At 58.4% G+C, this 12,828-nt stretch carries 12 protein-coding genes; 6 read left to right on the forward strand and 6 right to left on the reverse strand.

Translation table 11 applies throughout. From position 1 onward, the window contains the following. Window positions 1-4 precede the first annotated feature (4 nt). A complete protein-coding gene (gene trpD / locus DCC24_RS02720; RefSeq protein ID WP_110098368.1) occupies window positions 5-1,060 on the reverse strand; it encodes an anthranilate phosphoribosyltransferase in 1,056 nt (351 codons plus the stop codon). 348 nt (window positions 1,061-1,408) lie between these two features. Between trpD and DCC24_RS02725 the strand changes: the two genes are divergently transcribed. The 5 genes from DCC24_RS02725 to DCC24_RS02745 all read left to right on the forward strand — a co-directional run bounded on the left by DCC24_RS02725 (window position 1,409) and on the right by DCC24_RS02745 (window position 6,908). Next, window positions 1,409-2,047: a heme-copper oxidase subunit III gene (locus DCC24_RS02725; RefSeq protein WP_233491952.1), complete on the forward strand. Its 639-nt coding sequence runs from the start codon at window positions 1,409-1,411 to the stop codon at window positions 2,045-2,047. Between the two features lie 94 nt (window positions 2,048-2,141). Beyond that, complete coding sequence (locus tag DCC24_RS02730) at window positions 2,142-2,942, forward strand: c-type cytochrome (RefSeq protein ID WP_110098369.1); 801 nt, start codon at window positions 2,142-2,144, stop codon at window positions 2,940-2,942. A gap of 73 nt (window positions 2,943-3,015) precedes the next feature. Continuing rightward, window positions 3,016-4,098: a ubiquinol-cytochrome c reductase iron-sulfur subunit gene (locus DCC24_RS02735; RefSeq protein ID WP_110098370.1), complete on the forward strand. Its 1,083-nt coding sequence runs from the start codon at window positions 3,016-3,018 to the stop codon at window positions 4,096-4,098. Further along, on the forward strand, window positions 4,095-5,771 hold the full coding sequence (locus tag DCC24_RS02740; protein ID WP_110098371.1) for a ubiquinol-cytochrome c reductase cytochrome b subunit: 1,677 nt from the start codon (window positions 4,095-4,097) through the stop codon (window positions 5,769-5,771). Before DCC24_RS02735 ends, DCC24_RS02740 begins: the two co-directional genes overlap by 4 nt. A 117-nt stretch (window positions 5,772-5,888) precedes the next feature. Beyond that, window positions 5,889-6,908, forward strand: a complete 1,020-nt coding sequence (locus DCC24_RS02745; protein WP_110098372.1) for an NADP-dependent oxidoreductase — start codon at window positions 5,889-5,891, stop codon at window positions 6,906-6,908. Window positions 6,909-7,062: 154 nt separating this feature from the next. On the opposite strand, the gene DCC24_RS02750 is transcribed toward DCC24_RS02745, so the two are convergent. The 4 genes from DCC24_RS02750 to DCC24_RS02765 all read right to left on the reverse strand — a co-directional run bounded on the left by DCC24_RS02750 (window position 7,063) and on the right by DCC24_RS02765 (window position 10,727). Further along, window positions 7,063-7,464, reverse strand: a complete 402-nt coding sequence (locus DCC24_RS02750) for a cytochrome c oxidase subunit 4 (RefSeq protein ID WP_110098373.1) — start codon at window positions 7,462-7,464, stop codon at window positions 7,063-7,065. Then, the gene (gene ctaD, locus DCC24_RS02755) at window positions 7,461-9,176 is read right to left on the reverse strand and encodes a cytochrome c oxidase subunit I (protein WP_110098374.1); all 1,716 of its coding nucleotides are present in this window, start codon (window positions 9,174-9,176) and stop codon (window positions 7,461-7,463) included. The genes DCC24_RS02750 and ctaD overlap by 4 nt, the downstream gene beginning before the upstream one ends. Before the next feature lie 5 nt (window positions 9,177-9,181). Next, the gene (coxB, locus tag DCC24_RS02760) at window positions 9,182-10,081 is read right to left on the reverse strand and encodes a cytochrome c oxidase subunit II (RefSeq protein ID WP_110098375.1); all 900 of its coding nucleotides are present in this window, start codon (window positions 10,079-10,081) and stop codon (window positions 9,182-9,184) included. Between the two features lie 250 nt (window positions 10,082-10,331). Continuing rightward, entirely contained in the window at window positions 10,332-10,727 is a 396-nt protein-coding gene (locus tag DCC24_RS02765; protein WP_110098376.1) for an iron-sulfur cluster assembly accessory protein, read from the reverse strand. A gap of 332 nt (window positions 10,728-11,059) precedes the next feature. Here DCC24_RS02765 and DCC24_RS02770 point away from each other — a divergent pair, with 332 nt between their 5' ends. Further along, entirely contained in the window at window positions 11,060-11,392 is a 333-nt protein-coding gene (locus DCC24_RS02770) for a hypothetical protein (protein WP_110098377.1), read from the forward strand. A gap of 26 nt (window positions 11,393-11,418) precedes the next feature. Here DCC24_RS02770 and DCC24_RS02775 read toward each other — a convergent pair whose 3' ends face one another. After that, on the reverse strand, window positions 11,419-12,828 hold the full coding sequence (locus DCC24_RS02775; RefSeq protein ID WP_110098378.1) for a M20/M25/M40 family metallo-hydrolase: 1,410 nt from the start codon (window positions 12,826-12,828) through the stop codon (window positions 11,419-11,421).

Here is a 12,828-nt window from a genome sequence, read left to right on the forward strand (position 1 = left end):
GGCGTTACTCCCCCTGTGAGACGGCAACCCAGGCGTTGAGGACCTCGGCTGCCGCACCGGAGTCAATGGCCTCTTCAGCCCGAGCCATATTTTTCTGAATCCGCTCAAAGAGGTGGCCTTCACTCTTGGTGTCGTAGGCGGTGAGTCCCGCCCCGGTATTGAGCAGTACCGCATCACGAACCGGGCCGGGTTTACCGGCCAGCAGATCCCGGACGATCGTGGCGTTGTAGTCTCCATCCTTACCAGCCAGTGCTTCCACCGGCTGAAGAGAGATCCCGAAATCTTGCGGGTTCAGTTCATAGTGTTCAACGCTTCCGTCGCGGACTTCATAAATGGTTGACGGCCCCGAGGTAGTGATCTTATCTCGACCATCGCAACCGCGGAAAACCATCCCGCGAGTTCCGCGGTCCCGCAAAACACCGGCCAACTTCGGTGCCATCGCCTCATTGGCGCAACCTAGGGCTTGGGCATCGGGACGGGCAGGATTAGAAAGCGGACCGAGGTAATTAAAGGCGGTCGGCACGCCCAGTTGCTTGCGGGTCGGCGCGACATATCGCATCGATGGGTGGTATTCCTGAGCGAATAAGAAGGTAATACCGGCCCGTTCCAAGCATTGGGCAGCGCGGGAGTGCGCCATCGTCAAATCCACGCCGAGGGCCTCAATCACGTCAGCGGCCCCGGCGGTCGACGACGACCCGCGGTTGCCGTGCTTAATGACTTTCGCTCCGGCCCCGACTGCAACCAACGATGACATCGTCGACAGGTTCACTGTTCCCAGCCGGTCTCCCCCGGTGCCGACAATATCTACCGCATCGGGACTGAGCTCAATCTCAGCGGCCTGCTCTAACATTGCATTCGCCAGCCCCATCAGTTCATCAACCGTCTCGCCTTTTGCGGCCAAAGCCACCAAAAAACCGGCGATTTGAGCGTCCGAGGCGTTGCCGGACATCATCTCAGTCATTGCCCACGAGGCCACATCAACGGAAAGGTCTTCTTTATTAATAACCGACGTGAGAATGGTGGGCCATGTCAGGTCGGAAGAGCTAGATTGGGTGTGCACGGTTTCATCCTAGTCCGTCCCCTGCCACGTGTATGCGCGAGTGACCGACCCGCCAACACCTTCGGCCCCCGGTGTGTTTATTCGCCTGTCTTCTAGCCTCTCTGCTCTACCCTCTGTGCTCTAGCCTCTCTGCTCTGCTCGGGTTGACGGCCTGCCAGCTCGTGCCGACTGTGGTGCTGTCATCTTCCATGTCATCTCAAAAACTGATAGTAACGGCGCCAAAACCTCCAAGAACGCTGAAAAACCGGGCCACTAAGCCAGTTCAATGTGGTCTGAGGCACGGGAATTGCATGTGAAACACGGCTCAACGATTGGAGAACGAGCCCACTTTCAGTCCATAATGAGAGGGTGACAACTACGACTCAAACCATCTCGCACCCCACCACAGGTTTCCCCTCCCGGCCGAATCTGGTCCAGGTCGGGACCATTGTTTGGTTGGCCTCCGAAATTATGTTTTTCGGCGGGCTGTTTGCCATGTACTTCACCCTGCGCTCGACGTCTCCGACCCTCTGGGCGGAAAACACCGAGATGCTCAGTGTGCCACTGGCGACTGTGAATACCTTGATTCTGGTCGCCAGTTCTTTTACAGCACAGTTTGGTGTTTTCGCTGCTGAACGCCTGCAACCCCGGCGCACCGGAGGCGTCTTCAATATCGGCAAATGGGGCATGGTCGAATGGTTCGTGCTGACCTTCATTATGGGCACGGTCTTCGTCGCCGTTCAGTCCTTCGAATATGCCGAGCTGGTTCAACACGGCGTCACCATCGCGTCCAGCGCCTACGGGTCAGCGTTCTACATCACCACCGGCTTCCACGCCTTGCACGTGGTCGGTGGTCTGATCGCGTTCCTGTTCGTGATCGGTCGCGCTTTCTTGGCCAAGCGGTTCGGACACCATGAGGCCACGACCGCTATCGTGGTGTCGTACTACTGGCACTTTGTGGACGTTGTCTGGGTGGTGCTGTTCGGAATTATCTACTTCCTTCAGTAACCTAAGACTGTAAAACTTAATCACCATTCGCACCCCGAGGTCGTCGAGCCGGAAATGTCACGTCGGGCTTGACAAAAACGTAAGGAAATCATCAGTGAAGGCTCTTTCACAGAACCGTCGCCACCCCGCCGTGGCCGTCGCATTGCTCCTCATCGGGCTGCTGTTGACCGGTGGCCTGTACGCGTTGGCCAGTAGCCTCAATACTGCTAGCGCTACGACGGCTCAAGAGTATTCCGAATCCGATGTCGCTGCCGGCGAGCGACTGTTCAACGCCAACTGCGCCACCTGCCACGGCATGAACGCCACCGGCACCTCCGTTGCACCGTCGCTGGTGGGTGTGGGTGCTGCGTCTGTGGACTTCCAAGTCGGTACTGGTCGTATGCCGATGCAAATGCACGGACCGCAGGCTCAGCAGAAACAGCCCCAATTCAATGACGAACAAACCCAGCAGATGGCAGCCTACGTTGCCTCTTTGGGTGCTGGACCGGCTGTGCCAGAGGACGAATACCTCGACGTCGACCACGACGACGTTGACCTCGCTCGTGGTGGCGAGATCTTCCGCGTCAACTGCGCCATGTGCCACGCCGCCTCGGCTGGCGGTGGTGCCTTGACCCGCGGTAAGTTTGCGCCCACCCTGCATGGTGTGGAAGAAAAACACATCTATGAGGCCATGCAGACCGGACCGCAAAACATGCCGGTGTTCTCGGATGCCAATATTTCCCCCGATCAGAAGCGCGACGTGATCGCGTACCTGAAAGAATTTGAGAACCAGGGCCACCCCGGTGGATTTAGCCTGGGCTCTCTGGGCCCGGTTGCTGAGGGGCTGTTCATTTGGACTGCCGGGCTGGGTCTGGTCATCGGCTTCATGGTCTGGCTGACCTCGCGGTCGTCCTGACCACTGTGACCACTGAGCGCTACCGATAACCCAACACAAGCACATTCATCACTCGAGTAAAGGAATCAGATCTATGGGCGAGCAACGCCACGGAGGACCCGAGACATCGGGCACCGTCGAGCGCGCTGGGGAAGATTCGGGTCGTTACGCAATCGACAACCCGGGTCTGCCGCCACACCGGCGGCGTCTTGCTGATGAGGATCCACGAGAAGCCAAGAAAGCTGAACGGCAAGTCTCTGTGCTGTTCATCATCTCGATTATCGGCACGATCGTCTTCTTCATCGGCTACTTCGGTGTCGGTCAGATTGGCCCCGATACCGGGTTCGACACCTTGCGCTTGCAGAACACGCTACTAGGTCTTGGCACGGCCTTCGCGATGTTGGGTATCGGTGTGGGTATTGTGCATTGGGCCAAAACCCTGATGCCCGACCACGAATGGGTCGAGGACCGCCATGAGGTCACCAGCGCCGAGGACCAAGAGGAAGCTCGCAAGATTGTCAACGACGTCGTTGATGAGTCCCAGATCAAGCGTCGCCCGCTGTTGCGCAATACTCTCATCGGTGCACTCGCCCTGGCTCCGTTACCCGCTATCGCGATGTTCCGCGATCTGGATGACTCCGATAACCGCTCGGATAACGTCGCTGAGAACTTCGGTGTGGAGCGTTTGCGTCACACCATGTGGGACGAAGGCGTCCGGTTGGTCCGCGACATCACCGGCACCCCGATCAAGGCCAGCGACGTAACCATCGGCTCGGCTTTCCATGTGGTTCCTGAAGGATTGCTGGAGCTCGAGCACGACAAGCTGAACCAGAAGGCCAAGGCCGTCGTGCTGTTGATGCGGTTGAACCCCGAAGACTTGCAGATTTCCGAGGGTCGCGAGGACTGGAACGTTGATGGCATCGTGGCCTACTCCAAGATCTGCACCCACGTTGGTTGCCCGGTGGCGCTGTACGAGCAGCACACCCACCACCTGCTGTGCCCCTGCCACCAGTCAACTTTCGATCTCACGCAGGAGTGCAAAGTGATCTTCGGCCCGGCTAGCCACGCGCTGCCGCAACTACCGATTACCGTTGACGATGAAGGCTTCCTGGTTGCCCAAAGCGACTTCCACGAGCCTGTTGGACCTGCCTATTGGGAGCGTGACAGGAACCGATGACAACAGTCCACGATTACAATGCATCCACTCGCACCGGTAAGATCGCGAACTTTGTCGATACTCGCGTTGGTGCCTCCAAGATCATCAAGGAGTTCGGACGCAAGCTGTTCCCGGACCACTGGACCTTTCTGTTCGGTGAAGTCGCGCTCTACAGTTTTGTGATCCTGGTGCTCTCCGGAGCTTTCCTGACCTTCTTCTTCGACCCGTCGATGTCCCACGTGACCTATGAGGGTTCATATAAGCCGCTCTACGGTGTGGAAATGTCGGCAGCCTATGCATCCGCTCTAGATATCTCCTTTGATATTCGTGGCGGTCTGTTTATGCGCCAACTGCACCACTGGGCAGCTCTGCTGTTCATGGCTTCGCTATCCTTCCACATGTTGCGTGTGTTCTTCACCGGTGCCTTCCGTCGCCCGCGCGAACTGAACTGGGTCGTGGGCTGTACTTTGCTGGTGCTGGGCATCCTGGCTGGCTTCACCGGTTATTCCTTGCCCGACGATGTGCTCTCCGGTAACGGTCTTCGTATTGTCGACGGCATGATCAAGGCCGTTCCGATTGTCGGTACCTACATCTCGATGTTCCTCTTCGGCGGCGAGTTCCCCGGCGAGGACATCATCAGCCGGTTGTACTCCTTGCACATTATGGTCATCCCCGGTCTACTGATCCTGTTGATTGCAATCCACCTGTTCATGGTGGTCACTCACAAGCACACCCAGTACCCGGGTCCTGGCCGCAGCGAGCAGAACGTGGTGGGCTACCCGATTGGCCCCGTGTACGCTGCCAAAGCCGGTGGGTTCTTCTTCATCGTCTTCGGTATCCTGGCGCTGATTGCCGGCCTGTTCCAGATGAACGCGATCTGGAACTACGGACCGTATGACCCTTCCCCGGTGTCGGCTGGTACCCAGCCTGACTGGTATGTCGGCTTCGGTGACGGCGCTTTGCGTCTGATGCCCGGTATGCTCGGCGACTACTCCTTCCTGTGGCACATTCCCACGCCGTGGGGTGAGAACGCTTTGCCGATGGGCGTGTTGACACCGCTGATCCCAATGGCCTTGTTGATCCTGGGGATGTTCGTCTGGCCCTGGATTGAACGCTGGATCACCAAGGACAACCGCGAACACCACGTTCTTGACCGTCCGCGTAACGCCCCGGGTCGTACCGGTGTCGGCGTTGCCGGTGTCATTTTCTACTGTGTGATGTGGGCAGCAGCATCCTCGGACTTGATCGCTACCCACTTCCACGTCTCGCTCAACGACGTGACCTACGTGCTCCGCGTGCTGTACTTCTTGGGCCCAATCCTTGGATTCATCATCACCCGTCGCGTGTGTCTGTCGTTGCAACGCAAGGACCGCGAGATCGCCTTGCACGGTCGTGAGGCCGGTATCATTCAGATGTCTCCGAGCGGTGGCTTTTCCGAGAAACACGAACGCGTCAGCGACTACCGTCTCTATGAGTTGGTGGCCTTCGAATCCCAGAAGCCGGTTCCTGCTCAGCCCAATAAGAAGGGCAAGATCGGTGGCATGGAGAAGATGCGCGCTGGCCTGGCACGGTTGCTCTTCGAAGAGCGCGTCGAGCCGGTGTCCCGTGCTGAGCTGGCTGAAGCCGAGGCCCACGATCACGGTCACGAGGAAATCACCGACGCCTCCTCGGACACCAACTCGCTGGAGCGCTAAGCCGGCACCAACATAGTCTGTGGCCCACTCCCCTGTTGAGGGGCGTGGGCCACAGCTGTGTCTCGTACGTTTAGGTAAAGGGTGACTCGTCTTGCGTTTGTGCCTAGGCTGGGTGGTATGACGACCATTAACAGTACACAGATTCATCTGCAATCGCGCCCGCAGGGCGTCCCGACCCACGACAATTTTGAGACCGCCACCATCGGCCTTCCCGATCTGGGCGACACCGAGGTGCGTGTGGCCAATGATTTCATCTCGGTTGATCCATACATGCGTGGACGGATGAGTGATGCCAAGAGCTACTCAGCCCCCTATGAGGTCGGCGAGGTCATGACCGGTGGCGCTGTAGGACACGTCATCGAGTCTCGTGATCCCAATCTCCCCGAGGGCACCATCGTCCTCCACAATCTGGGATGGCGCGATATTGCTCAGGGGTCCTCCGAGATCTTTCGCCCGATTCATCCTGCATCCGACGACATCCCCTTATCGCTGTACTTCGGACTACTCGGTATGCCCGGCAGAACGGCCTATGTTGGTTTGACGCGTGTCGCACGATTACAGCCAGGCGAAACAGTCTTCGTCTCCGGTGCGGCCGGTGCGGTGGGCACCGCCGTGGGCCAGTTTGCACGGTTGCTGGGCGCCAGCAAGGTATATGGCTCAGCGGGCGGACCCGAAAAGTGTGCGTTAATCACCCAGAAATACGGATTTGATGAAGCCATCGATTACAAGGCCGCCCCGATTCGAGAGCAAGTCAACGAGGTCATCGGTGACGATGGGCTCAATGTGTATTTCGATAATGTCGGAGGCGACCACCTGGAGGCGGCCATCGACGTGCTGGCACCGTTCGGACGCGTCGCGATGTGCGGTGCGATCGGTCAATACAATGCCACGGAACCGCAACCGGGGCCCGACAACATGACCAAAGTCTTGCGCCAGAAATTGCGCATTCAAGGCTTCATCGTCGGAGACTACACTGACGACCTCGGCGATGAATTCGACACTGTGGTCGGCAACTGGTTTGCAGACGGAAAGCTGACCTACGACGAAACGGTGGTCAACGGCATTGAGAACAGCGTTGATGCCTTCCTGGGGCTCCTGCGGGGAGAGAACTCCGGGAAAATGGTCGTCAAGATCTAGCCTGGCCGTCTCCGCTCAGCCCAAGATACAACGCCAGCACGGATTGGCTCCGTCAACACCACATATACAAGGACCGGCCGTTATCCGCCAAGCAAAGGGAATAACGGCCGGTCCTTGTCTGTCACGTCATACTGGGCGGGGCTGATTTTTCGCCTTAGTGGGCGTGCTCCCCCGTCGAGAACTCGAAGACCCATCCAATAAGGAAGAACAAGCCCAGTGCGGCACCGATGAAAAAGATCCACCAACCAACAGCAACGCCGAGCACAATGACTGCGCAGGCCACGCCCAGCCCAAGCGGCCACCAGCTCCACGGCGCAAAGCTGCCGTAGGTACCGGAGTAATCCTCGATCTCACCGTCTTCACGATCGGACGGTCCGGTCTTGAATTTCCGGTCGGTGAGCCACAGGTAGAAGGAGATCATCCAGCTCATCGCAGCTAGGGCAAAGAATGCCGGGATGCCAACCCATTCGGTAAAACGCGTGGCGAACATGTAGATCACAGCGACGATGACGAAGAAGGCACCAATGATGTTGAAAACGGCGATTGATGGTTTCATGCCCGTGCACCTTCCTTGTCGATACGGTATGAGGACTCAGGATCCGGCGAACTGGGGAGCAACTCGGGGTGATGCAGGTCCAGTGCCGGGCGCTCGGAACGGATTCGTGGCAGAGCGTGGAAGTTGTGGCGCGGTGGCGGGCAGGAGGTTGCCCACTCCAGCGAGCCACCGAAGCCCCACGGGTCGTCGACGGTGACCTTCTTGGCCTTGCGGTGGGTGATGTAGATGTTCCAGAAGAATGGAATCATCGAGGCACCCAGCAACATCGCAAAGACCGTGGAGAACTGGTTCATACCGGTGAAACCGTCTTCCGGCATGTAGTCGGCGTAACGGCGAGGCATGCCCATGACACCCAGCCAGTGCTGGACCAAGAAGGTCCCGTGGAAGCCAATGAACAGCATCCAGAACTGGATTTTCCCCAGACGTTCGTTGAGCATCTTTCCGGTGAACTTCGGCCACCAGAAGTAGAAGCCAGCGAACATCGCGAAGACCACAGTACCGAAGATCACGTAGTGGAAGTGTGCCACCACGAAGTAGGTGTCGGAAACGTGGAAGTCCAGCGGCGGGGAGGCCAGAATGACACCGGTTAGACCACCGAAGAGGAAGGTGACCATGAAGCCCAGCGTCCACAGCATTGGGTTCTCGAAGGTAATGGATCCGCGCCACATGGTGCCGATCCAGTTCACAAACTTCACACCGGTCGGGACCGCAATGAGCATGGTCATCAGCGAGAAGAACGGCAACAGTACCGAACCGGTGACGTACATGTGGTGTGCCCACACGGTCATAGACAACGCAGCGATAGCGGTGGTCGCAAACACCAGAGACTTATACCCGAAGATCGGTTTGCGGGAGAAAACCGGGATGATCTCTGAGGCAATACCGAAGAACGGTAGGGCAATCACGTAGACCTCGGGGTGTCCGAAGAACCAGAACAGGTGCTGCCAGAGGATGGCACCACCGTTCTCCGGGTTGAAGATGTTGCCGTCAAAGCGACGGTCCAGACCCAGTGCGAAAAGCGCCGAGGCCAGTGGCGGGAAGGCCATCAGGATCAGGATACTGGTGATCAGGGTGTTCCAGGTGAAGATCGGCATACGCCACATGGTCATACCTGGAGCACGCATACTAATGATGGTGGTGATGAAGTTGACACCACCCATGATAGTGCCGAAGCCCTGTAGCGCCAGACCAAAGACCCAGAGATCACCACCCACACCGGGTGAGAATGTCGTGTTGGACAGGGGCGCATAGGCGAACCAACCGAAGGAGGCTGCACCCTGCGGCGTCAGGAACCCGGCGGTGGCGATCAGCGAACCGAACAGGAAGAACCAGAAGGCCAGGGCGTTCAGTCGAGGGAAGGCCACGTCGGGGGCACCAATCTGTAGTGGCACCAGCACGTTGGCGAAACCCACAAACAGCGGTGTGGCGAACATCAACAACATCAGGGTTCCGTGCATGGTGAACAGCTGGTTGAACTGTTCTTTGGTCTGCAGGATCTGCATACCTGGGCTGAACAGCTCGGCACGGATCAACAGTGCCATCACACCGGCGATGCAGAAGAACGCAAAGGAGGTGATCAGGTACATGTACCCAAGCGTCTTGTGGTCAGTGGTGGTGAGCCAGTTGACGACAATGCGCCCCTTGGATACCGGAACTACTCGAGGTTGAGCTCGAGTCTGCGAGTCATCCTGGGTGTATTCATAGGTGGTCATAGTTATTACTCCTCAACCCGTTCCGGGTCACCGAGCGGAATCTCAGCATCTTGCTGACCGTCTTCGTTCTGGTTGGTGTTACGGTTCAGCTCATCACCGGAGCGACCCTCAGGCAACTGCTCGAGTTGGTCACGGAATTCTTCTTCCGAGACAACTTCGACGTTAAACAGCATTTCTGAGTGGTATTCACCGCACAGCTCAGCACACTTGCCCTGGAAAGTCCCTTCTTCCTGAGGGGTCAGGTACATATGGTTGGTCTGGCCGGGAACCATATCGAGCTTCTGCAAGAAAGCTGGGATCCAGAAGGAGTGGACCACATCACGAGATTTCAGACGGAACTCGACAGGAACATCAACCGGCAGATATAGGGTCGGCAAGGTTTCTTCGACGCCCTCGGACCCGTCGAGGTGAGCCTGCTCGCCGTAGAAGTGACGCTCTTCGCCGTCGTATTCGTAGTCGAAGTCCCACGCCCACTGCTTACCGTAAACGGTGACGGTCAGCGGGGAGTCTTCAACCGGAGTGTCGACCGAGCGCTGCACGCGGTCGGTGAAACCCCACAGGGTGAGGACCAAGATGATCGGGATGATAGTGAACATGGTTTCCATCGGAACGTTGTAGGCGTTCTGACGCGGGAAACCACGATCTTCCTTACGACGACGATAGGCGATCATGCACCACAGCATCAGGCTCCATGCGGCCACGCCGATCACCAAGGCGGCGATCCACGAGCCGACCCACAAGTGGGTCAGTTCTTCCGTGTGGTTCGTGGTGTCGTTGCTGCCTGGTAGCCAGCCCCGCTTTACTTGTTCTGAACATGCCGTGAGAACAAGCAACCCGATGGTGGCTAGCGCTCCTCCTTGGAGAAGCCGTTTACCGTGGCTGCCGGCTTGATTCTGCGATCTCACAGACGGCCCTTCCTCTTCATTACAAATCAGTGCGAGTGTGTCTATATAGAACTGTACCCCGTTTTCCTCAGCGGACTGAAGTCTGGGCACAGACCAAGACCGTTATGGTGTTTTCTATTTTAGAGTCTCAGGACCACCTGGGGTGAACAATGACACGAGACAGCGGACCAGATCATGGGCTCATGGTCTGGTCCGCTGTCATTTACTGTCCCGTACCTCGGTACTGCACTCTGGCTTGGTTCCTCAGCCGTTAGTGGAAGGAATCACCGCAAGCGCACGATCCTGCAGCGTTTGGGTTGTCGATCGTGAATCCCACTTTGGTGATGGAGTCTTCAAAATCGATGTTGGCGCCGATCAAATACGGAACCGACATCTTATCGACGATCACCTCAACGCCGTCGAAATCGCGGACGGCATCTCCGTCAAGGACGCGCTCATCGAAGTAAAGCTGGTAGATCAGTCCGGAACAACCCCCGGGCTGAACAGCGATGCGCAACCGAAGATCTTCGCGGCCCTCTTGGGTGAGTAGCTCGCGGACCTTCGCGGCCGCAACATCACTGAGGGTGACCTCGTGGGTGGGCAACCCGTCGGCAGGTGCGGCCGGCGGCAGATTCACGGACGACTGTTCCTGTGCTTCAGTAGTCATTTTCCGCCTTCTCTCAGATCGATCAAGGAGATCACGTAGATCGGATGGTTCAATCAGGTCGCACCTGGGCCTGACGCCCTCACAGAAGCCATAGCCTCAGATGCTTTGTCTTCCATTGTAGACACTCTGTTATAACGGGGCGGGTGTTTTGTCACGCAGAGCGCAACCCGGGGTCTCAGCGACGGTCCCCTGACCACCTGGTAGATCGTCGCCCCCAGTGTGCCCGCTGAAACAGACATGATTGTTAGCGTGAGTCATAGGTTACCGAACAAGTTCGTTTTCAGAAGCGTTAACAGCACGACCGCACTATCGTAGAAAGGATCTTGGCTAGGATGGCCTCGATCTTCCGCCCGCGTACGGTCACCATCCCCGAGGAGCACCTGGACGAACTTGACACAGTGGTGCGGGGAATGCCGCAACGATATGGCAAACAGGTCGCGACTTTCGGTGATGAACTCTGGACGGTCGAGGGCCAGCCTCAGCTCGGTCCGGAGCCCTACGGTAGCGGTGACAGTTTTCGCTACACGACTACCTTTTCAATCCTCGAGGACGATCTCTCAGCACAAGCACAACAACAAGTTGTCGAGGATTTCCAGGACCTCGCCGACGAGTTGGGGCTGAGCCCCAACGAGAACAACCCGCCCGAGCTAAGCGCCAGCGACTGACCCAGCGGCGCGGATTGTTCTATTGTTCACGATCTGGCCCGATTAAGCAGACGGGCCAGCAACAGGATTTCGGCGGTAATGCACCGGTAGAAATCCGGAAGGTACAGGGACTCGTTGGCCGAGTGCGCCCGGGTATTTGGGTCCTCCACCCCGGTGATCAAAATAGTGGCTTCGGGGAAGACTTCGGCGAGATCTCCGGTCAGGGGGATGGACCCGCCCAGACCGGTGGCGACCGGGTCGGTCCCAAAAGCATCCCGCAGGCAGGACAACATCAGCTGGGTGGTGGCCGAGTCGAGGTCAGTGCTAAATGGTGAACCTTTCTCGCCCGGTTCCAGGGTGATCTCGGCGCCGAAAATATCGAGGGACTCCACGTGCTCCCGGACGCGTTGCATCGCCTCGTCGGGGTTCACCCCGGGGCCGATGCGTAGTGAGAACTTCGCCCGGGCCTGCGGGATGATGGTATTTGAGGCGTGGTTGAGCTCCGGTAGGTCGGTTCCCAAAATGCTCAGGGCGGGTTTATGCCAGAGTCGTTCGGCAATCGACCCGGTGCCGGCTAACCGCACCGAGTCCACGATGCCGGCCTGGGCACGCAGGTCCTCTTCGGGGTAGTCCACCTGGGCCTGACCCGGTGTTTTGTGCAGGCCGGGGATGGCCACGTCGCCGTGCTCGTCGTGTAGGGTCGCAATAACTTTGGAGAGCACGGTGGCCGCATCAAGTACCACTCCCCCAAACAGGCCCGAGTGCACCGCGTGATCGAGGATTTTGACATGAATGGTGCCATCAACCACCCCGCGTAGCGAGCTGGTGATCGCGGGCACGCCTTCGGCCCAGTTGGCTGAGTCGGCAACGACCACCACGTCGGCGGCGAGCTTGTCGCGGTGGCGGTCAAGGAAGGCGCGGAAGGTCGGTGAGGCGACTTCTTCTTCACCTTCAATCAGCACGGTGATCCCCAGCCCGTGGTCAGTACCCAGTAGCTCGTTGAGTGCGGTCACCGCTGCCACGTGGACCATAATCCCGGCTTTATCGTCGGCGGCCCCGCGACCGTAGAGGCGGTCGCCGATACGTGTGGCAGTGAAGGGGCCGGTGTCCCACAGGGCCAGATCTCCGGTGGGTTGCACGTCGTGGTGGGCATAGAGCAGGATCGTGGGGGCTCCCGGGGCCGGCGCCCGGCGGGCGAGCACGGCCGGGCCACCGCGGTCGCCGTCCGGTTGCTTCGGATCCAGCGGTTCGCTCAGGATCTCTACCTCATCGAAACCGGCCCGGGTCATCAGGGCTTTCACGGCTTCAGCGCAGGTGTCCAGCACGGTGCGGTCGTAGCCGGGAAAGGCGATGGAGGGGATCGCGACCAGCTCGGTGAGGTGTTGCAGAATCTGGTCAGCGTGAGCGGTGACCCAGTCGGTGGCATCGTCAGCGGTGAGTTCAGTGTGATCGGCCAT

The organism is Auritidibacter sp. NML100628, assembly GCF_003185985.1.
Lineage (GTDB): Bacteria > Actinomycetota > Actinomycetes > Actinomycetales > Micrococcaceae > Auritidibacter > Auritidibacter ignavus.

What these genes read in the sequence shown, in the direction of transcription:
- DCC24_RS02735 (WP_110098370.1), top strand. Translation starts at nt 3,016, where the DNA reads ATGGGCGAGCAACGCCACGGAGGACCCGAGACATCGGGCACCGTCGAG.
- DCC24_RS02740 (WP_110098371.1), top strand. Translation starts at nt 4,095, where the DNA reads ATGACAACAGTCCACGATTACAATGCATCCACTCGCACCGGTAAGATC.
- DCC24_RS02745 (WP_110098372.1), top strand. Translation starts at nt 5,889, where the DNA reads ATGACGACCATTAACAGTACACAGATTCATCTGCAATCGCGCCCGCAG.
- DCC24_RS02750 (WP_110098373.1), bottom strand. Translation starts at nt 7,464, where the DNA reads ATGAAACCATCAATCGCCGTTTTCAACATCATTGGTGCCTTCTTCGTC.
- ctaD (WP_110098374.1), bottom strand. Translation starts at nt 9,176, where the DNA reads ATGACCACCTATGAATACACCCAGGATGACTCGCAGACTCGAGCTCAA.
- DCC24_RS02765 (WP_110098376.1), bottom strand. Translation starts at nt 10,727, where the DNA reads ATGACTACTGAAGCACAGGAACAGTCGTCCGTGAATCTGCCGCCGGCC.
- DCC24_RS02770 (WP_110098377.1), top strand. Translation starts at nt 11,060, where the DNA reads ATGGCCTCGATCTTCCGCCCGCGTACGGTCACCATCCCCGAGGAGCAC.
- DCC24_RS02775 (WP_110098378.1), bottom strand. Translation starts at nt 12,828, where the DNA reads ATGGCCGATCACACTGAACTCACCGCTGACGATGCCACCGACTGGGTC.